The sequence below is a fragment of the Paenibacillus sp. Y859 genome (genome assembly GCF_056786405.1).
The window spans coordinates 206,231-230,284 of record NZ_JBXCIZ010000003.1; the positions used below are offsets into that span (position 1 = coordinate 206,231).

At 42.3% G+C, this 24,054-nt stretch carries 28 protein-coding genes, 2 tRNA genes and 1 other annotated feature; of the genes, 26 read left to right on the plus strand and 4 right to left on the minus strand.

Annotated features, from left to right (window positions below; genetic code table 11):
* Positions 1–3 precede the first annotated feature (3 nt).
* From AC1TO8_RS09930 to AC1TO8_RS09940, 3 genes are all read left to right on the plus strand, one after another.
* On the plus strand, positions 4–963 hold the full coding sequence (locus tag AC1TO8_RS09930) for an aldolase catalytic domain-containing protein (protein WP_482055448.1): 960 nt from the start codon (positions 4–6) through the stop codon (positions 961–963).
* Positions 964–1,118: 155 nt separating this feature from the next.
* Positions 1,119–1,192 (plus strand) — tRNA-Pro (locus AC1TO8_RS09935).
* 15 nt (positions 1,193–1,207) lie between these two features.
* Positions 1,208–1,281 (plus strand) — tRNA-Gly (locus AC1TO8_RS09940).
* 110 nt (positions 1,282–1,391) lie between these two features.
* Here AC1TO8_RS09940 and AC1TO8_RS09945 read toward each other — a convergent pair.
* On the minus strand, positions 1,392–1,802 hold the full coding sequence (locus tag AC1TO8_RS09945; RefSeq protein WP_482055449.1) for an ImmA/IrrE family metallo-endopeptidase: 411 nt from the start codon (positions 1,800–1,802) through the stop codon (positions 1,392–1,394).
* 17 nt (positions 1,803–1,819) lie between these two features.
* Entirely contained in the window at positions 1,820–2,242 is a 423-nt protein-coding gene (locus AC1TO8_RS09950) for a helix-turn-helix domain-containing protein (RefSeq protein WP_482055450.1), read from the minus strand.
* Positions 2,243–2,532: 290 nt separating this feature from the next.
* Here AC1TO8_RS09950 and AC1TO8_RS09955 point away from each other — a divergent pair, with 290 nt between their 5' ends.
* The 23 genes from AC1TO8_RS09955 (at position 2,533) to zapA (ending at position 22,948) form a co-directional block, all read left to right on the plus strand.
* Positions 2,533–2,898, plus strand: coding sequence for a hypothetical protein (locus AC1TO8_RS09955; RefSeq protein ID WP_482055451.1), 366 nt, complete (start codon positions 2,533–2,535; stop codon positions 2,896–2,898).
* A gap of 210 nt (positions 2,899–3,108) precedes the next feature.
* Positions 3,109–3,621: a phage neck terminator protein gene (locus AC1TO8_RS09960; protein WP_482055452.1), complete on the plus strand. Its 513-nt coding sequence runs from the start codon at positions 3,109–3,111 to the stop codon at positions 3,619–3,621.
* Between the two features lie 5 nt (positions 3,622–3,626).
* A complete protein-coding gene (locus AC1TO8_RS09965) occupies positions 3,627–4,631 on the plus strand; it encodes a DUF3383 family protein (protein ID WP_482055453.1) in 1,005 nt (334 codons plus the stop codon).
* A 15-nt stretch (positions 4,632–4,646) separates the two neighbouring features.
* Positions 4,647–5,039, plus strand: a complete 393-nt coding sequence (locus AC1TO8_RS09970; RefSeq protein WP_438347300.1) for a phage structural protein — start codon at positions 4,647–4,649, stop codon at positions 5,037–5,039.
* Positions 5,040–5,059: 20 nt separating this feature from the next.
* Entirely contained in the window at positions 5,060–5,368 is a 309-nt protein-coding gene (locus AC1TO8_RS09975) for a hypothetical protein (RefSeq protein WP_482055454.1), read from the plus strand.
* A 193-nt stretch (positions 5,369–5,561) separates the two neighbouring features.
* Complete coding sequence (locus AC1TO8_RS09980; protein ID WP_482055455.1) at positions 5,562–7,673, plus strand: phage tail tape measure protein; 2,112 nt, start codon at positions 5,562–5,564, stop codon at positions 7,671–7,673.
* A complete protein-coding gene (locus tag AC1TO8_RS09985; protein ID WP_482055456.1) occupies positions 7,673–8,224 on the plus strand; it encodes a phage baseplate protein in 552 nt (183 codons plus the stop codon). Before AC1TO8_RS09980 ends, AC1TO8_RS09985 begins: the two co-directional genes overlap by 1 nt.
* Before the next feature lie 16 nt (positions 8,225–8,240).
* Entirely contained in the window at positions 8,241–8,567 is a 327-nt protein-coding gene (locus AC1TO8_RS09990; protein ID WP_482055457.1) for a phage baseplate plug family protein, read from the plus strand.
* On the plus strand, positions 8,560–9,354 hold the full coding sequence (locus AC1TO8_RS09995; RefSeq protein WP_482055458.1) for a phage protein: 795 nt from the start codon (positions 8,560–8,562) through the stop codon (positions 9,352–9,354). The genes AC1TO8_RS09990 and AC1TO8_RS09995 overlap by 8 nt, the downstream gene beginning before the upstream one ends.
* Positions 9,351–9,737 (plus strand): Gp138 family membrane-puncturing spike protein, encoded by a 387-nt coding sequence (locus AC1TO8_RS10000; RefSeq protein WP_482055459.1) that lies wholly within the window; start codon positions 9,351–9,353, stop codon positions 9,735–9,737. The genes AC1TO8_RS09995 and AC1TO8_RS10000 overlap by 4 nt, the downstream gene beginning before the upstream one ends.
* Entirely contained in the window at positions 9,725–10,093 is a 369-nt protein-coding gene (locus tag AC1TO8_RS10005) for a DUF2634 domain-containing protein (RefSeq protein WP_482055460.1), read from the plus strand. The genes AC1TO8_RS10000 and AC1TO8_RS10005 overlap by 13 nt, the downstream gene beginning before the upstream one ends.
* Complete coding sequence (locus AC1TO8_RS10010) at positions 10,083–11,255, plus strand: baseplate J/gp47 family protein (protein ID WP_482055461.1); 1,173 nt, start codon at positions 10,083–10,085, stop codon at positions 11,253–11,255. The genes AC1TO8_RS10005 and AC1TO8_RS10010 overlap by 11 nt, the downstream gene beginning before the upstream one ends.
* The gene (locus AC1TO8_RS10015) at positions 11,248–11,889 is read left to right on the plus strand and encodes a hypothetical protein (protein WP_482055462.1); all 642 of its coding nucleotides are present in this window, start codon (positions 11,248–11,250) and stop codon (positions 11,887–11,889) included. Before AC1TO8_RS10010 ends, AC1TO8_RS10015 begins: the two co-directional genes overlap by 8 nt.
* Before the next feature lie 11 nt (positions 11,890–11,900).
* On the plus strand, positions 11,901–14,651 hold the full coding sequence (locus AC1TO8_RS10020) for a pyocin knob domain-containing protein (RefSeq protein ID WP_482055463.1): 2,751 nt from the start codon (positions 11,901–11,903) through the stop codon (positions 14,649–14,651).
* Between the two features lie 14 nt (positions 14,652–14,665).
* Positions 14,666–15,133 (plus strand): hypothetical protein, encoded by a 468-nt coding sequence (locus AC1TO8_RS10025; protein WP_482055464.1) that lies wholly within the window; start codon positions 14,666–14,668, stop codon positions 15,131–15,133.
* Positions 15,126–15,266, plus strand: coding sequence for an XkdX family protein (locus AC1TO8_RS10030; protein ID WP_482055465.1), 141 nt, complete (start codon positions 15,126–15,128; stop codon positions 15,264–15,266). Before AC1TO8_RS10025 ends, AC1TO8_RS10030 begins: the two co-directional genes overlap by 8 nt.
* 82 nt (positions 15,267–15,348) lie before the next feature.
* Entirely contained in the window at positions 15,349–15,597 is a 249-nt protein-coding gene (locus AC1TO8_RS10035; protein ID WP_482055466.1) for a hemolysin XhlA family protein, read from the plus strand.
* A gap of 36 nt (positions 15,598–15,633) precedes the next feature.
* Complete coding sequence (locus tag AC1TO8_RS10040; protein WP_482055467.1) at positions 15,634–15,903, plus strand: phage holin family protein; 270 nt, start codon at positions 15,634–15,636, stop codon at positions 15,901–15,903.
* Entirely contained in the window at positions 15,900–16,565 is a 666-nt protein-coding gene (locus tag AC1TO8_RS10045; RefSeq protein ID WP_482055468.1) for an N-acetylmuramoyl-L-alanine amidase, read from the plus strand. Before AC1TO8_RS10040 ends, AC1TO8_RS10045 begins: the two co-directional genes overlap by 4 nt.
* 384 nt (positions 16,566–16,949) lie before the next feature.
* A complete protein-coding gene (locus AC1TO8_RS10050; protein ID WP_482055469.1) occupies positions 16,950–17,285 on the plus strand; it encodes a holin in 336 nt (111 codons plus the stop codon).
* A gap of 95 nt (positions 17,286–17,380) precedes the next feature.
* Positions 17,381–17,644: a binding site (T-box leader), on the plus strand.
* 67 nt (positions 17,645–17,711) lie between these two features.
* On the plus strand, positions 17,712–18,746 hold the full coding sequence (gene pheS, locus AC1TO8_RS10055) for a phenylalanine--tRNA ligase subunit alpha (protein ID WP_482055470.1): 1,035 nt from the start codon (positions 17,712–17,714) through the stop codon (positions 18,744–18,746).
* A gap of 24 nt (positions 18,747–18,770) precedes the next feature.
* The gene (gene pheT, locus AC1TO8_RS10060) at positions 18,771–21,221 is read left to right on the plus strand and encodes a phenylalanine--tRNA ligase subunit beta (RefSeq protein WP_482055471.1); all 2,451 of its coding nucleotides are present in this window, start codon (positions 18,771–18,773) and stop codon (positions 21,219–21,221) included.
* Positions 21,222–21,355: 134 nt separating this feature from the next.
* Entirely contained in the window at positions 21,356–22,948 is a 1,593-nt protein-coding gene (gene zapA / locus AC1TO8_RS10065) for a cell division protein ZapA (protein WP_482055472.1), read from the plus strand.
* A gap of 100 nt (positions 22,949–23,048) precedes the next feature.
* On the opposite strand, the gene AC1TO8_RS10070 is transcribed toward zapA, so the two are convergent.
* Both AC1TO8_RS10070 and AC1TO8_RS10075 read right to left on the minus strand, forming a co-directional pair.
* On the minus strand, positions 23,049–23,435 hold the full coding sequence (locus AC1TO8_RS10070; protein WP_482055473.1) for a cupredoxin domain-containing protein: 387 nt from the start codon (positions 23,433–23,435) through the stop codon (positions 23,049–23,051).
* Positions 23,436–23,611: 176 nt separating this feature from the next.
* Positions 23,612–23,968 (minus strand): phage holin family protein, encoded by a 357-nt coding sequence (locus tag AC1TO8_RS10075; protein WP_482055474.1) that lies wholly within the window; start codon positions 23,966–23,968, stop codon positions 23,612–23,614.
* Positions 23,969–24,054: the final 86 nt, after the last annotated feature.

Genomic DNA, 24,054 nt, shown 5'->3' on the forward strand with positions numbered 1-24,054 from the left:
AATATGAAGTTGAATCAAAGTAAAATTGTAGATTGCACCATTCGTGATGGAGGTCTAGTTAATAATTGGGACTTCAGTGTTGAATTTGTCCAGAAACTATATGCAGGCTTGAATGAAGCTGGTGTTGATTATATGGAGATTGGCTATAAGAACTCTCCTAAATTGCTTAAGGGCGCAGAGCAAGCAGGTCCTTGGAGATTCCTAGACGATGAATTCCTTCGTAAAGTCATTCCTCAGAAGGGAACTACGAAATTATCTGCATTAGTCGATATCGGACGTGTGGATGAGAACGATATTCCAGATCGCTCAGAGAGCATGATTGATCTTATTCGTGTAGCTTGTTACGTCAAGGACGTTGATAAAGCACTTCAGCTTGTTCAAACATTCCATGATCGTGGTTATGAGACGACAATTAATATTATGGCTCTATCCAATGTAATGGAGCATGAATTACTTGAAGCATTCGCGATGATTAAAGAGAGCGTCGTTGATGTAGTTTATATTGTAGATTCTTACGGAAGTTTGGATCATAAAGATATTAAATTTTTGGTAGAGAAGTTCCAGACTCATTTGCCAAATAAACGTCTTGGTATTCATGCCCACAATAACCTTCAACTAGCGTTCGCGAACACAGCGCTTGCTTCGGAGTGCGGTGTTGAAATGTTAGATGCTTCCGTGTACGGTATGGGTCGTGCAGCAGGGAATTGTCCTACCGAGCTACTCGTTTCACAACTAAAGAACACACAATACAAGCTACGTCCTGTATTAGATGTGATCGAACAACTCATGATTCCTTTACGTGAAAAGGAAGAGTGGGGATATATCATCCCTTACATGATTACGGGATCTCTAGATGAGCATCCACGTTCTGCTATGGCTCTAAGAGCGACGAAAGACAAAGACAAATCAGCTGACTTCTATGATAAATTAATGTCTCCTGAAGTGACATTCGAACAGAAATAAATGAATGAATGAATTTATAAAGGCGTATCCAATGAGAATATGATTGGATACGCCTTTTTTATAACTATTCGTAATTTTATGGTTGCAATGTATAGGAATTCGTGGTATATTATTTCTCGTACTCTTAAAGATTTTTATTGAAGTAAGATAGATAACGGGACGTAGCTCAGCTTGGTAGAGCACCTGGTTTGGGTCCAGGGGGTCGCATGTTCGAATCGTGTCGTCCCGATCTTTAATTATTTATGCGGGTGTAGTTCAATGGTAGAACTTCAGCCTTCCAAGCTGATAGCGTGGGTTCGATTCCCATCACCCGCTCCAAATATACAACTTCGAAGCCCTTGATAATCAAGGGCTTTTTTTGTTTGCTTATTTTCACATAATACCGCCAGCAAGGAACGTATGTTCTATTTTTGGGCGTGCGAAACAAGCTAATAATAGAATGGATACACTTCTTCAGGTATATGATTTCGTTGTAAGAAATGTTGGACGGATTCATTAGGCAACAGGGTATCGGTTGCCGTTAAAAGATGAACCGCAAACCGATTAGCCTGTCGTTCGTATCTCCCCGCATGAAAGAAAGAATGCTCATCTATGAAGAAACGATTAATCCCTTTATGAAGGCGATCATGGCCTAATTCATGTGCGCAAATAAAACGTTGCCATTCAGGTGAAAGCTGATTATGTAATATAATGAATCTCCGACGAAGTGTTCTATGATATATCCCCCGCGTGTGATTACCCAGATCAGCATAACGAATGGAAATGTTCATGTTGAGGGCGATGGCAAAGGGATCATTCGTTTTATATTTGCGAATAAGTTTATTAACAAGTTCATCCATAGCATTCACCCTAACCGTTAGTCTTTGTTATTTTGTCTTTGTTCTTGACCTGTTCTACGAGCTTCTTTGTTCATATGCTTGGCCTCCCAGAACAATCCCGTGAGTACATCTTTAATTTTTCGCTTATCTTCTCCGTTAAGTGGTATTCCATCAAACATCAATTCCCCATCATCTTCAAGCATCTTCTTAAAGTCTCTTTTATCCTTGTATGTGGCCCATTCGGGCAATGTGTTCGCGTCATAGGTTTGTTCCTCAATCAGTAGTGAGAGATTGATATGAAGTGCGTTCGCTATAGATTTCAACGTATCTACACTAGGGTTGTAACGATTTCGTTCGATATCCGCTAAATAGGAGCGGGACAAGTTAGCTTGTTCAGCTAGCTCAGCTTGTGTAAGTTTTTTTGATTTGCGTTGTTCTTTGATTCGATCCCCGATACTCACCTTGTCCACTCCCTCATCTATTGTCGGGATTACCGACATGTATAACCTATTATAACGATGTGAAGACGGATATACAATACTATTGTATGTCGTATATACCAGTAAACACAAGATAATAGTCGTGAATTAACGACAAAACCTACAAAATCAACCTAAAACGATCCAATTCAGTCTAATATGGGCTTTTACAAAATGTCGTGATTACCTTACATTAATTACACAAGGTAAGTATTGGAACTTCACTTAATAGCATTTGATCCTTTATATCAATACGAGTTGTAGGAGGTTATATGATGAACTCTGTTTTATTGGCAGTTACTAAAAATGACAAGCAAGCTACGAAAGCACTTTTGAGAGATTACCCTAAGATGTGTCAGATGATTACGGGATTGTCCCATAAACAGGAGCTAACGCTGCAAGAGGAGCAAGTGAGTAAGGCGTACAAGCATTTAGTTGAGCATATTCAACTAGCACACGCCCTTATATTAGATGATGAAGTGAAACGGATTATAGACCATAGGTATTTCAAGTCAAGGAGCTATGTTCTTACATCTATACAATTTCGGAGCATCATGAGTGAGCGGACTGTAGATCGTAGGCTGGAGAAGGGGATAACCATGATCACAGAAAGCTTGAAACTTTGGGGAGTGATTTAGAACAATGACGGTAAACTGGCGGCAACGTGACAGTCTTCTGGCGGGGGTTCGAAGATATAGTAGATTCATAGAGAGGAACACTCTCGGGTGTATCTGCTACCCCTTATCGTTGCAGAACTCGGCTGTGCTGTGGGTCAGATCATTGACCTTAGACGTGAATCGTCAAGGGTGCGGTGCGGGGGAAAGGAGGTAAGACCACTCTATGGTTTGTTGAAGTTAAAGTTACGAAGAAAGGAGGATCCTATGCTTGCATTGGAGACTATTCGTACGATTATTATCGAGGGGTTATCTGCTCACCTCGATAACGAAGTCAATGTAACGGTTGGAACGATTGGCAACTTAACAGGTGGACTGGTTACCTGCGAATTCTCAGATGTGTTCCATAGTAGTCGTGGGTTTCCCGTTGTCATGCAAGTGGGAGATAAGCTCATTAAGACAGAGACGGTACATTTCACGATGACGTTCTTATCTTTCGATGACGACAAGGCAATCCGCACACACAATGCATGTACCGCTCGGGAATGGTTTAAGTCAGAGGGACATGTAGAACTGAAAGAAAAGGTTAATGTGGTTGTAGCGAAAGTAGGATCAGTAAGCAATCGAGATATTCAGAACGGTACGGTATGGGAGCGTCGTGAAGGATTTGACGTGGAGTTCCGAACGTTGGATATCTTGGAATCAGATTTAGAATGGATACAACAAACAAAAATTCAGAGGAGTTGAGGACTTTGTCAGTAAGAAATGATGTAACTGTAACGATTGATATTCAGCGTCCAACACCGAAACTCGGTTTTGGCAAACCGATGATTATTGGTGAGAGCGTAAGTGGGATGGAGTATACAAGGTATGCTGATTTAGATGCCGTTAAGAAGGATTTTGCAGAGAATACGGAAGTGTATAAGGCAGCTTATGCGCTCTTGAATCAGGGTGACCATTCACCAGCTGAAATTGCCATTATGCTTCATAAAACGGTAGGAGAAACGCTAGAGGATTTGGTAGGGAAGATATTTACTAAGGATTGGTATTTCCTTATATCTACTTCTACCGAACTTGCTGATATGACAGCTATTGCTGAGGCAGTGGAACAGAATGGTACGCGGATGTTTATAGCCCGTAGTAGTGATAAAGAAACCCTCACTGCAATGAAGGCTAAAAAATTCACACGTACAGCCGTTTTTTATCATGCAGATGTATCCAATTTTCCCGAAGCAGCGTGGGCGGGTCGAGCAGCATCAACATCGCCTGGGGCTCTGACATGGAAGAATCTAACCTTGCGTGGAATTGTACCTGTAGATATGGATACAACGGAATTACTTAATATTCATGATCTTGGTGCGAATACGTATGTCACCAAAGCAGGCGATGACGTTACAAGTGAAGGTAAGACCGTTAGTGGTGAGTATATCGATATTATTCATTCCCAGGATTATATTACGCAAAGTATCGAACTGGCTGTACAGAAACTTTTCAATCGACAAGACAAGGTTCGGTACGATAATACTGGAATTTCTCAGATTGAGGGGGAAGTTAAGACTGTACTGAAGCGTGCGGATATGAATGGCATGATTGCTCAAGATGATGAAGGTCTACCGTTATATAGCACAACCTTTAAGCCGCGTTCCCAAGTGGATCCAGCGGATCGTGAGAAGCGGGAATACAATGATGGTTCATTCTCATTTGAATTGGCAGGAGCTATTCACAAAACTAAAATAAGCGGCGTTATTAAGCTATAAAAGGGAGAGATAAATATGGCAACAACTTATGATCCGATGGATCTAACTGTGACGATTGATGGAGTATATATCACTGGATTCTCAGAGGATATGGTGGAGTTTGAGAAGGATGAGGATGCACAAACAGCAAAGGTAGGTTCTCAGGGTGACGTTGTAATGACAAAGGTGAATAACCCATTGGGGACGCTCACGTTGACGTTATTTCCAACCAGTCCACAGGTTGCATTCCTGGATAAGATAGCACGTACAGGCAAGCTTGTGCCGATCTCAATTATTTTCAATGGCGAACCTAAGGAAACAATTACAGTGACACAAGCTTTTGTTAAAAAGCCAGCTACACGCACTTACGGTAATGAAGCGGAAGACCGCCAGTATGAAATTCAATGTCTTGACCATGTGGTCGAGTAAACTAGAGGAGACGATCATTCATGTTTAAACAGAAAAATTATACATCTAAAGCATTGAAGAAGGAGTATATGTTCCAACATCCAGGTGTACGTACCGTATCCAAAATTAAGGATGCAGCTATGAACAAGCATGGTGTTGTTCTTGAGGAACGTCTGGCCGAAGAAGTGCTGAAGCACGTTGTCGTTAATCCCAAAATGAAAATTGATGATTTCTCGAATTATAAGGAATATACCGAAGTCATCAATGCAGCGTACTCATTCATCTCGGGTCAAGACGAGGATGGTGAAGAGGATGACAATAAGCAAGGCGGAAGCTCGCAGGAAAGCTAAAGAGAATTGGCATATGTGGCGCTTGATGTTATCGGATATGAAAATTTCATATAGTGATCTGGATAAGATGGATCATGACGATCTAGCAGAAGCGAATGCAGCTTTGGATCTTTATATGGAGCATCAAAAAAAGGAAATGAATAAGAAATGAGTACCCATTCGGGTACTCTTTCTTTCATATGAGGTGATTTATTTGGCTGATGTAAAGATCGGTGATCTCACTTATGAGGTTGACATCAAAGTTGTCAGCTTTGCACTGAAAGAAGCCGAGAAGAAGACGATTAAGTTAACGGATTTGGTTAAAAAATTAAACGTTGTAGGTAACGGCATATCAATAGGAAAGAAAGCAATGGATGCAGCGAGTGATTATTCTAATGCGATGACATCGATTCAACAAGCGACAGGTGCCACTAATGCACAGATGAAGGCTACAGAGGACGTTGCCAATAACTTATACAATCAGAATTTCAGTAAGTCGTGGGAGGATTTGGGGAGCGCGATATCAACAACGATGCAGATCACGAAGCAGACCGGAGATGACTTACAGAATACGACTAAGAATGCTTTATTATTAGAGGAGGCATTTGGTTATAGCGTCACAGAATCTGTAAAGACTGCAGATACGATGATGCAAGCTTTTGGCGTAACTTCCGAACAATCTATGGGACTATTAGCGCAAGGAGCGCAAAGTGGATTAGATCAATCAGGTAAGCTTGTAGAAACGGCTAACCAATACTCTAAACCATTTCAGGAGCTAGGGTTTACTGCTAATGAAATGTTCGATACTTTAGCTGCTGGATCAAGCAATGGTGCGCTTAGTTTAGATACAGTGGGTGCTGCGATTGAACAATTTAGTATGCTTTCGACCAGTGGATCAGATGAGACGAGACAAGCGTTTGAATCTCTTGGTCTAAATGCAGATCAAATGTTCAGTACTTTTACCGATGGGGGACCTCAAGCGAAGCAGTCGTTCTCAGGAATAATGCAGAAGCTTTCCGAGATAGAAGATCCCTTGAAGCGAAATTCTATAGGTGTGGCTCTAATGGGAGATCAATTCAAGACATTGGATGCGCCTATTATCGCTGCTATGGGAACAGCTAGAAGCCAGTTTGATATGACGAAGGATACGATGGAGCAGATAAATCAGACGAATTTTGAATCTCCTGGAGAGGCGCTTGAAACCATGGGAAGGCAAATTGAAACAGGTATTCTAATTCCAATGGGATTATTATTGCTACCTGTACTGGAACTTATTTCAGACGCTGTAGGGTTCTTTGTTGATCATATTGATGTACTGGCTCCAGCTCTTGGGGGCGTTGCGCTAGTGCTTCTAGTAGCCATGATTCCAGCTATGTGGTCTGCCGCTATTGCTGGTTGGGCAATGATAGCACCACTTCTTCCTATTATAGGACTTGCAGTACTTGTTGGAGCAGCTATAGCGGGTGTTATCCTGATTTTTAAAAATTGGGGAGCAATTGTAGCTTGGTTAAAAGTATTATGGACGACATTTATAGCGTTCACCAAGTCAATATTCAATTCGGTTATTAATTTTTTTGTAACATGGGGATTGGCAATATGGGATGCGATCATAGGATACATTAGTAATTTAGTCATTCAACTCGCTACTTATTGGAACCAAATTAGATTGTACGCAATGGAAGTGTTTACTGGGATATGGACGATGTTGACGTCAATTTGGAACAGTATTATTTTATCCATAACGACGTCAGTGAATAGTATTCTAACTATTATTACTGATGTATGGGGCACAATTAAATCGGTATCCTCCGAATTGTGGGATGGAATGTCTCAAAGCGTTACAGGGATGTGGGAAGGAATTAAGGGAAGCTTTATAACAGGGATTAATTGGGTTATAGGGAAACTGAATAACATGATCACGAAAGTGAATAGCATCTTAAGTATGGAAATACCCGGATTTGGTAAGTTGGGTATTAGCATTCCGACTATTGCAACGATCCCTAACGGTGTACAAGCTGATGGGAGTCATGCTCTTGGTTTAGATAACGTTCCTTTCGATGGTTATATTGCCGAACTTCATAAGGGTGAAAGAGTCATGACGGCTGCGGAGAACAAAGTTTATTCATCCGCAAATCCAGCAAGAAGCTATCCAGCCAGTACGACACCAAGGAGTGGTGGTGTCTCCATTAATGTTACCGTACCTGTCACTGTAGAGGGTGGCGGAGATGTTAAGAATGCACGGGACGTAGGAGCGATCGTTGCCCAAGAAGTTCAAAAAATATTGGAAAGCGTGCTGAGACGTAATGGATTGGGGGCGAGTGGATAATGGCGATACTTAACGGTCATTACATCTTAGTTGAGGATGAGAGTCCGAGCTTTGAAGTGGATATCACTGATCAGCCTGTGGAGAGGGATATTGACCTCAGTGACCATGTTCAACGTAAAGCCCGGACACTTTCCATTAGCGGCATTATTGTTGGTGACAATGCGGATAGTACACGGGCGATGATCGTGAAGGCCCAGGATCGGGGAGAGGTCGTTCGTTTTTCGGGTCGAACTATGTTTACTGGATTACTCTCAGGGTTCTCATCTAAGCATGACCATACGATTAAGGATGGATTAGCGTTTACATTGACGATGAAGGAAGTTCGAATTGCAGTTTCATCTTATGTGGGGAAACTTCCAACACCGGTTAAAGTACAAGTTTCCAAGGCTGCAAACGCCGGAGTTAAACAACCTCAAAGTAAAAAGAGTAGTCCAACTAAGGGAAGTAGCAGTATCTCGAATGAGGCTAAGAGTCTTGCCAAGGTGACCACTAAACCAAAGGTGACGAAATCTACACATAAGAGGGGAACTCCGTGGGAAATGCCGATGTAGGGAAGGAGGAGGGAATATGAATTATATTGATATTGAAAAGAATCTCATTCCGTATCGGTTCGATCTTTCGCTTGCAGACGAGTTCTTTACCTTTGAAGTGAACTATAACGAGGATTACGATTTCTTTACGGTCGATCTAGAACGAGATGGGGAAGTATTAATTACAGGTGAGAAATTAATTTATGCGATGCCTCTTTTTTATGACGTCATGGATCACAGGTTCCCTAAAGTCTCGATCATTCCATACGATGAATCTGAGAACAGTATAGATGTAACATGGGAAACACTCTCTGAGAGTGTTTTTTTATATGTCATTGAAAGTGGGGAGGAAGAGGATGACTAACTTTGGACGAGTTGCAGAGATGATTGTCGCCAATCGTAAATTTAGTATGGAGGACTTTGCAATGGAAGCAACCATTCCTTTTGATAATGATATTTTGCCGAATGAGAGTGAAATTAAGATTTGGAACTTATCGGATAAAACGTTGAACAACATGAAGTATGGCGCTCTCTTACAAATGAATGGTGGTTACCGTGGAGATGTGGGCCTTATGTTGCAGGGTTATATATCGAAGGTTCAGACACGATGGGAGGGCGTAGATAAGGTAACATCAATCTTTGTGTTAGATAGTGAGGATAAGAATTACGATAAGCAAGAAGTGAACGAAACCGCATTTGCAAGGAATACATCGGCTAGTTACATCATCAAGCAAATGGCAAAAACGATAAATCTACCAATAGCTCAAATGGCGCTGAATGTGGACTATCAGTATAAAGAGGGTTACACAGCCAAAGGGAATGTCATTGAGATTATTACTAAGGTAGCGAAAGACTGTGGTACATCCGCTTTTATTAATAAAGGAAAGCTGTATGTGCGAAGTTTGCGTCGTGGGGGAGACCATGTGTTCCGCTTAGCTAAAGCGACGGGTTTAATTGGGACACCAGAACGCTTTGACGAAGGTGGATTCAAAGGCTTTAACCTCAAATCACAATTACAGCATCTTATAACAACCGCTTCTGTTGTTGATTTAGCATGTTCACAATTTGAAGGGCGCTTATATGTTCGGGGTGGTACACATCATATTAGTCGCACTGGGGATTTCACTACGGAAATGGAGGCGATCATGTGAGAAATGATCCGGCTTCAACATTGTCTGAAGTCATTGCTCAGATGATGGTTCACCAGTTGAATGCAGTTCATGTGGGCTTCCCATGTCGTGTTATTTCATTTGATGAAGTGACATGTAAGGCTGATGTGCAGCCGTTGGTTCGAACTAACGATGGTGAACCTGCCATGATTCAGAGCATACCTGCGCTAGGACATCGATTCAAAGTTAATGAGATAGAACAGATCTATAGACCCTCTCTTAAATCTGGAGATACCGTATATGTTGTATGTGCGGATCGAGAAATCAAGAATGCTCTGAATGGGCAGGTGGCTTCCGTAGATACAGAACGAAGACATGACGTGAACGATGCTGTCATTGTGGGGGTGTTTGGATGCAGTCTTTAAAGTTAAGCGAGACCGGAGATCTTCTAATGAATGTTGCAGGCGATTTAGTGTTGATAGAGGGGACCGAGGAAGTCGCTCAATGCTGTCATATTGGAATTGGAACGAATAAAGGTGAATGGTTTCTGAATCCGGATATGGGAATTACATTCTCTAAGTTTCTGGGGAAACAGTTGAACGAAGAAGACATGCGTGATGAATTGATACAGGGACTGATGCAGGAAGAACGAATTCAGTCTGTGGATCTAATCAAATTCGAAATAGACGCGAAATCTCGGACGTTGCTGGTAACATTTGATGCTACAAGTACAGAGGGAGAACGGATTAAGGCGGAAGGAGTGAGTATTGGTGCTGGATAGAACAGGGTTTAAACGCAGACGATTTGATGACTTATTTGCAGAGATGAATGACAAGGCGAAAGAGACATTTGGGGAAAAGGTGAACACTTCTGAAAGATCGCCGTTAGGAATTATTTTACGTATCTTTGCATGGTTTCTCTCTAAGTTGTGGGTGACAGCAGAGGACGTATACAACAGCAGTTATATAAATACTGCAGAAGGAAGTAGCTTAGATCGACTGGGTCCCCATGTAGGGATTACTCGCGTATTGGATCAATATGCTCGGGGGACTGTTCAATTGACAGGAACATCGGGCCATACGTTGGCACAAGGCTTCCGTGTTGCAACAGAAACGAAGGTTTATTTCGACACGACGGAAGATATAACTTTTGATAGCACTGGCATAGTGACGGTTCTTGTTGAAGCTGTAGAAGCAGGTCAGGCCGGGAATGTTGCTGCAGATTCGATTGTCGTCATTGTGAATCCAACTCCAGATGTTACAGGCGTGACGAATATCGTACCAACCACGGCTGGGCGAGAGAAAATGACGGACTTAGAATTCCGTGATTTATTTACTCAGTCGGTTGCTGGTGGGGGTGCGGCTACGATTGATGCTCTAATTGGTGCATTGCTTAGAATTAATTCGGTCAGAGCAGCGACAGTCATCCAGAATTATTCTAACGAACCGGACGCTTCCGGGCGACCTCCTCATACCTATCAATGTTATGTGTTAGGTGGGGATGATGATGAGATAGCACAGGCTATATTTTCAACCGGAGCGGGTGGCATTGAGTCTTACGGAGATATTGTAAAAACGGTCTTGGATATTGGTGGTTATGGCCATGAGGTGAAGTTCAGTCGAGCGGAAGAAGTGATCTTGCAGATCTTTGTCAATCTGACGGCTAATGAACAGTATCCGGCAGACGGGGATGAGCAGATTCGATCAGCCATAGTTCGTTACATTGGTGGGGAAGACGGTGGCAGTTACTATAGCGGATTATCGATGGGTGCAACAGCTGTATACAAAAAGTTGGTCAGTGCAATAGATCAAATTGAGGGCATAGAGGATTTCACGTTAAAGATGGGTAAGGGCGATGTGCTGGAAGAGGACAACGTCGCTTTAGAACGCTATCAAGTCGCCCAGATTAGTGCTAAGGACATTGTGGTGAATCGTCATGTTTAGTATGAAGGATATGCTATCACGCTTCACGGATGTGTTTAACAAAAATCCGAATAGCAATATCGGTAAATTAATCGGTATTCTTTACGGTCAGATGGATGAGCTAAACACATCTCTCGAGAAGGTGCGTGAGTGGCGAGACATTGATGAGGCTCAAGGTACGACGTTGGATCGTATCGGACAGAATGTCATTCAACCACGTGGTGCCGCGACAGATGAGGTGTATAGGGTGCTGTTAAAGTCGAAGATAGCAAGAAATCTATCGAAAACAGATATTAACACGATTATACGCGTGCTTGCTCTGGCCTTAGATTGTGATTATAAAGATATTCAAATTAAAGAAAAGTTTAGGGATCCGAACGAGCCGGAAGCAGCATCACTCTCATTAATTCGCATGCCCATGAAAAGATTGAATGAGGTAGGAATGTCACCTATGCAATTCGCAAAGATCATTCAGAAGACCGTAGCTGCTGGCGTTAGTATTGCACAGATTGAATTAGCGGGTACATTTCGGCTGTCTTCCATTTATGAAGGGTTGCAATGGGACGAATTTGGATTATCCGATCCAGACATGATCATGGGTGGCACGCTCGGAGAAGTATATGTACCAGGCAATGATTACGAATTACCGATATAGGAGGGATTATTATGGCATTTAATAAACAAGCACCGGAGTGGGGAGCAATAGGGATTGAGCCCCCCGAGTCTAAGAGGATTGCAGGTTGGGAAGTAGAAGATCGCCCACCCGCAGCATGGTTGAACTGGTTCATGAATTTGACTGCTGAATCACTTCAGGAATTACAGGAAAAGGCAGTGGAGAAGACATATGTGGATGAACGAATAGTGGAAGCTATTCCACAACTAAACAGCGCTGTAGATAGCACGTCAGAGATGGAGGCAGCTACGCCAAAAGCGGTTAAGATTGTAAATGACACTCTTGCTAGGCATATGGCGGAAGATGCGACATTATCAACAAAAGGACATGTCCAACTATCTAATGCTACGGATGGTATACGTGAGGACGTAGCAGCTACAGAAAAAGCTGTAGGACTATTGCACAACGAATTAAGCAACGATTCACAAATTTCAGCTGTACTCAAAGACGGTACGCAAGTCATTCAAGGTGGAAAGGCTCCAGCTATCGCTTTTCCGAAGGTGGAAGGGCGGACGCTGATTAATTTATTGGGGGATGCCGGAGGATGCGAAAGCTTAAATATTTGGGCCATAGCTGCTGGAACTCTGTCTTTGGATATAGATAATAAAACAACAGGGGCATCAGGGTTTAAAATGACAGGGACTACGACACACGGATACGGAGCAATCAATCACATCGCAACTAGATTCAAGAATGATAAAAACTATATCTTCTTGGCCGATCTAAAAGTTGGTACCGCTGCTGCTATCTACTTTAGATTGGGCTCCGCAGTGTCTACTCCTAGCATACAAAATAAAGATAGATTTGTGACTGCCTATGGAAAGTATCTCGCAAATTCATCTACAACAGAATTATACCCCGAAGTGGTAGCTGTTGGAAAAGATGGAGAAACTGCCTTCGTCGACTCTATTAGAGTATTTGAGGTAACTGATGCGGAATATAACGAAATGGACAATATGACAGCAGGTCAAGTGGCTGCTAAATATCCATACGTGGGAACAGGGATATATGGCAATAAAGATATTACAATTACAAGTGTACAAGACAATTTATTGCCCCCGTTTAATGAGTGGATTAGAACCTCTACCACAACTCATAGAGTCATAGCCCCACATGAGATAGCAATAGAGGATGTGGCACTTAATCTTACATGGGTTATGGTCCCATGTATTCCAGGTTATTCATATTTTTTTTCAATGGATCTAACCACCATTAACGGAGGGCAAGTGTTCTTTAGGAGATATGATGATCCCGTAGACATAGAGGTTTATCCGATGGGGGGTTCATATACGGCTCCGAGTTCTGCAACTCATATAGGAGTTAGGCTATATGATACAACAGGACTTCCCACAACTGTTAAAAATCCAATACTTGTCCGAGGAGTAGCGTCACAACCGTTCAAGCCACAAGGCAAAACTTCCTTGACTGCTTATACCGAACTATACAGCAACGCAGACGGCACGACAAAAGACTTGTTGGAGTATATAAGCGGAAAACCTAAGAAGATCAAGCAATGGGGAAAAGTCGTATTGGACGGATCTCTAACCTGGGCTGAAGATACTCAGAGTGGTTTGTTGGTAGGATATAAGCATCTGTTCACGCAAGTAGGTGGCAAAGAAAACATAGGTATGGTTACGAAATACGATGGATCAAGCCTCAAGATTATTCAAGTGGGAGATGAGTTTCCGGTCAATACGTTTGCTAAGTCTACTGTAGGCGTACATCTTACGATATCCAATACAGAGAGTGGGTGGGGACAAGACTATCTTCCAACGGACGAAGAAAGAAAGGCCTTTTTTAATGGGTGGGTAATGACAAGACAAGAAACTTGGAACATAAAAGCAGAGCCTTACAATGGAGTGGGGACTAAGGGGTGGGTCAGAAGATATCTCGGTGTAGGAGAAAAACAACCCATGAAAACTTTTATCGGTGATTTTGTAAATGGATCTGGGGTCGCTTTAGTTCCAACAACCGTTTCGGGAGGGTGGATTCCACACCAACTTCTCTATCAATTAGCAACTCCCGTAATTGAGGATGTTCAAACAAGCGGTGCAGTCGTATTGGAAAGCGGAGATAACTACGTAAACGTAGAATCTGCCAACGTACCAATCAATCCAAGTGCGATCACATATGCAGATAGTTTTTATAGTGCATTGAGTGACGTTGAAATTGGGATGTCGGCGCTATCCAACGTCGTTGATTCTATTCGTAGTGGAAAGATGGATATTCCAGAGGGTAACCTAGCACCGAATAATGATTTAAACAGCACAACAAAGTCAGGGTTCTGCATTACTACGAGTGCTACACTCAATGCCCCTGCAGGGGCATCCTCCGGGTCCAGCGTAATGACGTTGCACTACGATGGGCTTAGTGCGCAACAGGTATATTTTGGGCGATCTCAAGACATTATGTTTTATAGACGAAAATCGGGAGGGGCATGGTTTGCGTGGACGGAGATATGGACGTCGAGAAACAACCCAGCAATTCTTGTGTTTAATGGATATCAAAAGCTTGCTAGTGGATTGATCATTCAGTGGGGGACGACACCTAATACATTACCAAATACCGCTATCAATGTTGTGTTCCCATTGTCATTCCCGGGAAACGTATACAATGTTTCAATAGGGGTAGAAAGTTCTACTCCTGCATCGGCGGTGTTTGGTAGTTTATCAAAAGAGGGGTTTGTCGCACGTCATGATGATGCAATAGGGCGTGTGATTAGGTGGTTTGCAATAGGACACTAAAAGGAGAGGTTCAAATGGATGAAGTAGCTAACAATGAAGAAGTAGAATTAACATCTTTAGAACTACCAATATATACCCAATCACCCACACAATACTATGCATCCGTTAACGAGAAGGGAAATATAATCGGATTTTATGTCAACGACATTCATGGTGACAATATCCCGGAAACAGCGATTACGATCACAACAGAGGACTGGCAGTTATATTCCGCAAACGCGAACGCATATAAGTTTGATGGTGAGAAAATTCGGGAAAAGAACCAGGAAGAAATTGATGCAGAATATGTAAAGCCTGAGCCTATCCCGAAAACTCCAGAGCAGGTAAATATCGATCAAATTGGATCTCAACTTGTGCAACGTGAACTCGAATCGTTGGAATTAAAAGAACAGAACGAAGCACTGGGCGGTCATATTGTTGGATTGGAATTGCGAGTTTTAACACTAGAAATTAAACCGGAAGGGGATGGAGAGAATGTTTGAGAACGATTTTGATAGATTGAAGTATTACTTTGAAAAGAAGTGGGCCAAGGAACCACAGCTTAGGCAATATGTAGCATTTGGTGTTATAACTTCAGAAGAGTTTACATTAATTACAGATATTCAATATGCATAACACTGATAGTGCCCAATAAGGCGCCTTTATTTTGCCCTCATAACTTTATGGGGGCTATTTATATTGATATGGGGGATAGGATATGGACGATGTGCAATCCGAGACATTGCAACGCATTACCAGAGTAGAGACTAAGGTGGACAACATGGACGACAAATTAGACAGGGCAATAAATGCAAGCGAGACAGCAGTTAAGGCTTTGTCGTCTGCGGATTCCGCGCACAAACGAATTAATCGAATTGAGAGTAACCAAACATGGCTCTGGCGTACATTTGCCGGGGCTTTTGTTTTAGCGATTGTTACATTTATTATCTCTGGTGGGCTTAAATAAGAGTGGGCTTAAATAAGAATAGAAAGGATGATATATATGGAATGGTCAGCAATATTTAATTTAATTGACCCCAAATTATTTGTTGTTGTGGCTGTATGCTGGGTGCTCGGAATTACGTTAAAGAAAACGCCGAGAGTAGCAGATTGGTCTATTGTATACGTAGTTACTTTATTTGCTGTGGTGCTTACGATCTGGATTTTAGGATTTAGTTCTGAGTCCGTTATACAAGGTATATTGTGCGGGGCGTTTGCCGTCTACGGGAATCAACTAGTCAAGCAAGCCAGAAAGCGAGTTGATCAGCAGTGATCTACCGCAAAGATCATTTACCTAAAGGGATGGCATATAATCGTCGTCCTGGACTCTTTATGTCCGCCAGAACTATCACTATCCACAATACAGGTAATCTATCTAGCACAGCAGCGAATGAGCGTAACTGGCTCACGAATCCATCAAACGACCGACAAGCCAGTTATCACATAGTTATAGATGAGAGAGAGGCTATTGAGTGTCTACCTTTAACGGAGAGCGCATGGCACAGTGGAGACGGTAGCGGATCTAAAAGTGGCAATCGGACTAGCATTGCTATAGAGATATGTGAGAGCGGTAATTACGCAAAGACACTAGATAATGCTGTTTCACTTATTGCTAATATGTTAAAAGAGCGTGGCTGGGACGTGGATAGGTTGCGTAGGCATTGGGATTGGTCGGGTAAGATATGTCCAAGGCTGATGTACGATGATGGAAAGTGGACAGGTTGGATAGATTTTAAAAATAGAGTGTCCAAAGAATTGGCGGGAAAGGAAGTAGGTCTGGTGGTCAAAGCAAATCTAATTGTATATGGAAAGAAGATCGAAGATGCATTGTTAGTGGACGGTAAAACATATGTCCCATTGCGGGCAGTGGGAGATGCCCTTGGAGTTAAGACAGCTTGGGACAATAAGAGTAAGACTGCTATGATTACAGAGTGATTGTATCCCGATATAGAATGTTTCAAATGAATTGTAATACAATCGCACATAAGAAGCATCGGCAAGAATCCACAAGCAACGGCTAAATACCCCATCAACCTTAAGTGGCTGGTGGGGTATTTTTTTGTTTAGATATGTACCTTAAATCGTGATGTCTGCTTGTGTCCAAGTACATAGTAGTTTGGTTGTTTTATTCGAATCTAATGGGTAACAGAATTTTCTCTCTGCGTAAAATAGGTTATAAGACTGTCTTGCTTTGCATGACAGTGCAGATTAGTTCCTTTTTATTATGAATGATAATCCCTTCCTAATCATAATCTCATTATAAGGTTGTACATTGTATTCTCTCAATCCCGATTGAATCTTGAAAAGGAGAAGTGATCCATGATGATAAATCAGAGTCTAAATGATGTTCTCTCGTTTGCTTCGGTATTAGTTGTATTCGTGATGGCGGTCGTTCAACTGGTCAAGACTACCATTAATCTACCCAAAAAAATTATACCGCTAGTGGGGGTGCTTATCGGGCTATTGCTTGGGCTAGCGTTTTACCCTTTTTCAGATTTACAGACGATAGAAAGGTTATGGGGTGGGGGATTAGCAGGATTGTCAGCTACAGGATTTTTTGAGTTAGCTTTCAATAAACGAGTTGGTAATACGAGAGATAATGATGATCGAGATAGAAATAAAGATAAAGATAATAAGGATAACGATAAAAAGTAATGCTAGGATCGGCTGAATTCAATATTCGATGTCGAATACACAACTTGCCAGTGGATACAATTATGATATAATTGTATCCATATGAGTGTTATGAATGAAATGCATTGATGGAGTAAAGTAAGCAGTGCCTCTTTACAGGGAGGAAGCGCCAGTTGATTGAGAGCGTTTCTACAGAAATAGGCTGCTGAAGTTCCCTCCGGAGCAGTTCCTTGAACTTGAGTAGGGGATACCGGTTCACGATCCGTTACATCGTTTAAAGTGAGAGAGTTGTATTTAGCTACGCAGTGATAAGAGATGCTGCTAAGTTTTAGATGCATGTTTTCTAACAAGGGTGGTACCACGGTCTTTTCGTCCCTTTTCCGGGAGGAAGGGCCTTTTTTGTTTGAAATATACTGTACATTATGAATTGAGGGGGCTTGAAAGGCTATGAAAGAGAGATTAGGAGCGTTGAAGATTGAGGCACTGGCCCAGTTGCAAGAGGTGAGTGGCCCAGAACAGCTGAATGATCTACGTGTGAAATATTTAGGTAAGAAGGGCGCATTGACTGAAATTTTACGAGGAATGGGTTCATTAAGTGCGGAGGAAAGACCAGTGATAGGACAAGTTGGTAATGAAGTTCGCGCCGCCATTGAGAACGTGATTGAAGCCAAACAGGATGCTTTTCAAAAAGAAGAGACTGAGAAACGTCTACAAGCAGAACAAGTTGACGTTACATTGCCAGGACGCACAATGCCTCAAGGAGGCGTTCATCCGCTCAACAAAGTCATACAAGACATTGAAGAAGTATTTATTGGTATGGGATATAACATCGCAGAAGGACCTGAAGTTGAAACGGATTATTATAACTTTGAAGCACTTAATCTTCCGAAGGATCACCCAGCTCGTGATATGCAGGACACCTTTTATATTACAGAGGAATTATTGATGCGGACACAGACTTCTCCCGTGCAAATGCGTACGATGCAGAGCATGGATGGTGAGTCGCCAGTCAAGGTGATCTGTCCAGGAAAAGTATACCGCCGTGATGATGATGATGCGACTCACTCGTTCCAGTTCAATCAGATCGAAGGTCTTGTGATCGGTGAGAACATTCGTATGAGCGATCTCAAGGGAACGTTACAGCAGTTCGTTCAGGAGATGTTCGGTCATAATACAGAAATTCGTCTTCGTCCAAGTTTCTTCCCGTTCACAGAGCCTAGTGCGGAAGTGGATGTCACATGTGTCAAATGTGAGGGAAGCGGATGTCGTATATGTAAACAAACAGGCTGGTTAGAAATTCTTGGTTGTGGCATGGTACACCCGAAAGTATTGAAAGCGGGCGGCTATGATCCTGACAAATACAGTGGATTTGCATTTGGAATGGGTGTAGAGCGGATTGCGATGTTGAAATATGGTATTGACGATATTCGTCATTTCTACAATAGTGATATGGCTTTCTTGAAGCAGTTTGCAAGGATTTAATTTAAAGGAAGAAAGGGGATCATCATGAAAGTATCAATGGAATGGCTGAAGGATTACGTTGCTATAGATAATGTGGACGCAAAGGATCTAGCGGAGCAAATTACACGTGCAGGTATTGAAATAGATGTCGTTGAGAACCGCAATAAAGGTGTTAACAAGATTGTTGTTGGTTATGTGGTAAGTAAAGAGAAGCACCCAGATGCTGACAAGTTGAACGTCTGCATTGTAGATGCAGGGCAGGAAGAACAATTGCAGATCGTCTGTGGAGCGAAGAATGTGGATGCGGGTCAGAAGGTACCCGTTGCACTAATTGGTGCTACAATGCCAGATGGCATGCAGATCAAGAAGGCGAAGCTGCGTGGCGTTCCATCTCAAGGTATGATCTGTTCCGCTAAGGAATTGGGCTTGAATGATAAATTATTGCCTAAGGATCAACAGGAAGGGATTCTCGTTCTACCTCATTCTGTAGAGATCGGTACCCCAATTAGTGATGTACTCGGATTGGATGACTATGTGCTTGAATTCGACCTTACACCTAACCGTTCAGATTGTTTAAGTATGCATGGTGCTGCATATGAAGTTGGGGCTATTCTAGGTCGTGAAGTTCACATTGCAGATCCATTGGATATGAATCAGGAAATAGACGATGCAGCTGCTAATCATATATCTGTAAATATCAGTTCACCAGATTATTGCAGCCACTATGCAGCCCGTTATATTACAGGAGTGGTTCTCAAGGCATCGCCGCAATGGATGCAGAATCGCTTAATGGCTGCGGGTGTACGTCCGATTAATAATATCGTAGATATTACGAACTATGTTATGCTCGAATATGGCCAGCCACTTCATGCCTTCGACGCAGATAAGCTGAATAATGGTGCCATTGATGTTCGACTTGCTAAAGCGGGAGAGACGTTGATTACTTTGGATGGACAAGAGCGTAAGTTGGAACCACATATGCTTCTAATTACCGATGGAGTGAAACCAGTAGCGCTTGCAGGTGTGATGGGTGGAGCTAACTCTGAAGTGACAGAGCAAACGGTGAATATATTGTTAGAGTCAGCCCATTTCGCTGGGAGCGTTGTACGTAAAACTTCTCGACAGTTAGGTCTTCGTTCAGAAGCCAGTCTTCGGTTTGAGAAAGAAGTTGATCGTGGTGCGATTATTCCAGCATTGAACAGGGCTGCAGCGCTTATGGCTAGTTATGCTGGAGGTAAAGTTCACCAAGGTATTGTAGAATCTGTGGATACACCTGTTGAAGAAGTAACGATTGCTTTAGGGCTTGATAAGTTGAATCGTATTTTGGGTACGAAACTATCTATGCTTGAAGTGAAAACGATATTTGCTCGCTTGGACTTTGATTGTGCGGATACGACCCAGGGGGTTATTGATGTCAGAGTTCCAACTCGACGCGGTGACATTACAAGCGATGTAGATCTTATGGAAGAGATTGCTCGACTTTATGGGTATGATAACATTCCCACGACAGCCATTGAAGGACCGACGACACCTGGGGCTTACACGAAACCTCAAGCTTTACGTCGCGAATTACGGAGATTGCTTACTCATGGTGGATGGCAGGAATTGATTAGCTACTCATTTACTCATCCAGATCAAACAGCAGTATTTCCAGCATTAACGATAGATAACAAGCCTGTGAAGTTGTCCATGCCGATGAGTGAGGAGCGTAGTGTTCTGCGTACGAGCATTATTCCTCAATTGTTGGATGCTGCCACTTACAATGTGAATCGGAAACATCCGGATTTGGCATTGTTTGAGATGGGGAGTGTATTCTTTTCAAAAGAAGAGACACTGACTACACAGCCGAAAGAACTATCGGTCTTGTCCTTACTTCTTAGCGGGAAATTAGGCCAGAAACAATGGAATGTTAATCCAGTGGAAGTTGACTTTTTCGATCTCAAGGGAACCCTAGAGACGTTGTTTAATCATCTTGGTGTGCGGGATTCCATTACCTATGTAGCCAACAAGCCGGAAGGATATCATCCTGGTCGTTCTGCTTCAATCTACTTGAAGAACAGCACTGGTGGAGAAGTGTTGCTAGGTACGTTAGGTCAGGTTCATCCACAATTGCAACTTGATCGAGATCTAGAAGACGTGTATGTGGCTGAAATCTTGTTACAGCCACTATTGGATAACACGGATTATGAGATCAAATATCGTGATTTGCCACGCTATCCTGCTGTTGAACGTGATATAGCGCTTGTCGTAGATCATAGCACGGAAGCAGGGGCATTACTGTCCACGATTCGTGAGACTGCAGGAGAACTACTCCAGACTGTACAAGTATTCGATGTGTACACAGGCAGTAGACTAGGTGATAATAAGAAGAGCGTTGCCATTTCACTTCTATATCGCCATCAGGAGCGGACATTGACGGATGAAGAAATAACAACGTTACATGGTACAGTTGTGGCAGCGTTAGAACAAACTTTTGACGCTGAATTAAGAAAATAGCAGGAATAGAACATAGTCACATCGAATCCATAGACATAAAGGTTCGGTGTGGCTTTTTTTCTATAGGGAAATTTGGTAGAATCTATGGTAAGTAGACATCTAAGAGTTACTCACATCAGAAGGAGGGAACAACAGTGAATTTACCCGAACGTACTCGTGTTACCGTGGAAATCTACGGGAGCTCTTATAAAATTGTCGGAAGTAGTTCTGACTATATGAAAAAAATTGCACAGTATGTTGATGAACGTATGAATAGCATATCAAAGAATCATTCTAGGCTGGATACGCCCAAAATCGCGGTACTCGCTGCTGTCCACATGGCTGAAGAAGCTATTCAAACACAGGAAGTTCGTAATGAATTAAAGATGCTCACCGGAGAGCGTAGTGAACTTAAAGCTGAAATCATACAACTTCAGAAGAGTCGTGCTGAACATAACGAGCAGACTCAGAAGCTGCAGGAAGAATCCGCTAGTGTTATTAAGGAAAAGGAAGAACTTCAAGAAGAGTTAACGCGAGTAAAGGCCGAATTAGAGAAGAAGCTTGAGGATACGATGTCTTTGCTACAGCAGGAGACACAGAAGAACCAACAATTAACGCAAACACAATCCAATCAGGAGCAGAAGCATAAACAATCTCTTCAAGCTTTGGATAAGAATTTAATAGATCTTCGAAATAGTAATACTCAATTACAGACTAAACTAGTCCAAGTTGAGAAGGATTTGAAGGAAGAGCAACGTGTTCATGGATTGTTGGATGAGAAGCATAATCAATTGATTCAAAGAGAGCAGACTGCGAAGGTTGAGCAGAATGCTTTACAAAGTAAGATTGCTAAATTAAATAATGAAGTAAATACGCTGAAGATAAGTTTAACCAAATCCGAAACAGAGTGCCATACGGTACAGAAGTCACTTGAGGCACAAATCTCCTCATCGCGTAAGTTTGAAGATGAAGTGAATAGATTGCTTGCAGAAGTGAAATCGTGGAAGATGCTGGAGGACACAAGGAATAAAGAAATTGCTGATTTGCAGCAACGGATTGTAAAGGCGAATGAACAGAATGAGATTCTTGAATCTGGCATGAAGCTACTTCATGATGAACTAAGTGTATTGAAGGAGCAATCTGAGCTGGAACTGAACAGACGACGAATGTCTGAGGATGAATTATTGCATCTTCAGCAGGAGTACGAAGAGGCGCAAGAGATATACCGCGATACGCTGAAACGATATGAGGATGTAAGAACAGAGAATGTGACGTTATTAGAAGTGAAGAAAGAGAATGAGCAGCTGGTGAGTGATCTGCAAGGTAAAGTTACCGAAGCGGGAAGTCGTGAGGTAGAGCGACTAAAGGAACTTGAAATAGCACAACATTCGCTGGCGAACTGGAAAGAACGATATAGCCAGCTTGAGAGTAAGCAATCTTTGTGGATTCAAGATGAACAGAAGTTGAAGGAAGAACTGGATATTTGGCAACAGGAGATTGCAGCAACAGAGCAGAAGTGGGATGAGCTTCGGGGAGAGAAGGACACTGTGGAGTCAGAGTTACTCGATGTTGGAGAGTCCTTTGAGCTTATGGCTCATCAATACCGACTTCTACAAGTAGAGCATGATATGAAGATCGAGCAGGAGAAGCAGCTTAGAGAAGAACATCTCAAGCTAGCTGAGGAATATAGGAAGTTGCAAACGGAATATAATGAGTGGATTGAGCTGATTGAGCAGGATCAAGAATAATACGGTGTGATCCCAAGACGGCTCTTCCAAATACATGAGAATCCCCCCGTTTCAAGAAAGAAATAGTCACTTCCTTGAAATGCGGAGGGATTAAAGTGTGTTATTCAACGATTAATTTGGATATCATACCGCCGTGCCCAGTACCACAAAATACGGAACAGATAATTTCATATTCCCCTGTTTCGTCAGGGGTAACAACTTTAGAAGTCTTCTTAGTGGATAATTGGAGGTCTAATCCGGGAATCATAATACCGTGGTTACCTTCCACATTTTCGAAAATTATCTTAACAGGAACACCTTTACTGATACGATATTCTTGTTGGTCAAAGCTATAATTTGTAGCTTTAATAATAATCTCTTCGGCTGGAGCTACCCCGGTATCTGAAACTTCGTTACTCGATGACTTTGCTGAGGAGTTATTTCCTCCACATGCAGTTAGAGCGATCAATAGCACACAACCCATCATGTAAACAAGTACTTTTTTCATAATTTCATCTCCTCCATATCTAAATACTGTGACAAATATAGTAATATCATAACGTATAGTTACTCTATTTGCACATGATCATATGAAGGAATGGTGAACAAATCAGATAGAAAAGCCCCTGTTAAAAACAGAGGCTTAACTGATACTGCTAATTAAAGTTACTGTCGATTTGGGATCTATCGATTGTCACGCGCTGCCTCATAAGGTGTAGCTACGGGAATGAAGAGGTCGATAATTCCAATGACCAATGCTGCGAGTAGGGCACCCAGCATAGTGACGCTGACCCCGCTGACGATGAATTGGGCAATATAGATTACCAAAGCACTTACCAGAAAACCGACAATACCTCGACCAAAGGGATTTATTCGTTTGCCGAATATTCCCTCGATGACCCAACTTAACAAGGCGATCACTAGAGCGAGTACAAGGGCGCTCCAGAAACCTCCGACAGAAAATTGTGGGACAATCCAACCCACTACCATTAACACAAGTGCAGCTACAATGAACCTAACGATATGACCTAGGAAATGCATGCATTTGGCCTCCTTTACACATGATCTCATTGTTATGCAAGAGTTATTGTACGCAATTGTCGGGAACATTATGTATGGCAAGATTC

Bases quoted from the DNA above. Each gene is read 5' to 3' on its own strand.
- AC1TO8_RS09985 (WP_482055456.1), top strand. From the start codon at position 7,673: ATGGCGATACTTAACGGTCATTACATCTTAGTTGAGGATGAGAGTCCG.
- pheT (WP_482055471.1), top strand. From the start codon at position 18,771: ATGAAAGTATCAATGGAATGGCTGAAGGATTACGTTGCTATAGATAAT.
- AC1TO8_RS10020 (WP_482055463.1), top strand. From the start codon at position 11,901: ATGGCATTTAATAAACAAGCACCGGAGTGGGGAGCAATAGGGATTGAG.
- AC1TO8_RS10030 (WP_482055465.1), top strand. From the start codon at position 15,126: ATGTTTGAGAACGATTTTGATAGATTGAAGTATTACTTTGAAAAGAAG.
- AC1TO8_RS09995 (WP_482055458.1), top strand. From the start codon at position 8,560: ATGACTAACTTTGGACGAGTTGCAGAGATGATTGTCGCCAATCGTAAA.
- AC1TO8_RS09975 (WP_482055454.1), top strand. From the start codon at position 5,060: ATGTTTAAACAGAAAAATTATACATCTAAAGCATTGAAGAAGGAGTAT.
- AC1TO8_RS09955 (WP_482055451.1), top strand. From the start codon at position 2,533: ATGATGAACTCTGTTTTATTGGCAGTTACTAAAAATGACAAGCAAGCT.
- AC1TO8_RS09930 (WP_482055448.1), top strand. From the start codon at position 4: ATGAAGTTGAATCAAAGTAAAATTGTAGATTGCACCATTCGTGATGGA.
- AC1TO8_RS10075 (WP_482055474.1), bottom strand. From the start codon at position 23,968: ATGCATTTCCTAGGTCATATCGTTAGGTTCATTGTAGCTGCACTTGTG.
- AC1TO8_RS10040 (WP_482055467.1), top strand. From the start codon at position 15,634: ATGGAATGGTCAGCAATATTTAATTTAATTGACCCCAAATTATTTGTT.
- AC1TO8_RS09945 (WP_482055449.1), bottom strand. From the start codon at position 1,802: ATGGATGAACTTGTTAATAAACTTATTCGCAAATATAAAACGAATGAT.
- AC1TO8_RS10070 (WP_482055473.1), bottom strand. From the start codon at position 23,435: ATGAAAAAAGTACTTGTTTACATGATGGGTTGTGTGCTATTGATCGCT.
- AC1TO8_RS09990 (WP_482055457.1), top strand. From the start codon at position 8,241: ATGAATTATATTGATATTGAAAAGAATCTCATTCCGTATCGGTTCGAT.
- AC1TO8_RS09970 (WP_438347300.1), top strand. From the start codon at position 4,647: ATGGCAACAACTTATGATCCGATGGATCTAACTGTGACGATTGATGGA.
- pheS (WP_482055470.1), top strand. From the start codon at position 17,712: ATGAAAGAGAGATTAGGAGCGTTGAAGATTGAGGCACTGGCCCAGTTG.
- AC1TO8_RS10025 (WP_482055464.1), top strand. From the start codon at position 14,666: ATGGATGAAGTAGCTAACAATGAAGAAGTAGAATTAACATCTTTAGAA.
- AC1TO8_RS10035 (WP_482055466.1), top strand. From the start codon at position 15,349: ATGGACGATGTGCAATCCGAGACATTGCAACGCATTACCAGAGTAGAG.
- AC1TO8_RS10050 (WP_482055469.1), top strand. From the start codon at position 16,950: ATGATGATAAATCAGAGTCTAAATGATGTTCTCTCGTTTGCTTCGGTA.
- AC1TO8_RS10015 (WP_482055462.1), top strand. From the start codon at position 11,248: ATGTTTAGTATGAAGGATATGCTATCACGCTTCACGGATGTGTTTAAC.
- AC1TO8_RS10005 (WP_482055460.1), top strand. From the start codon at position 9,725: ATGCAGTCTTTAAAGTTAAGCGAGACCGGAGATCTTCTAATGAATGTT.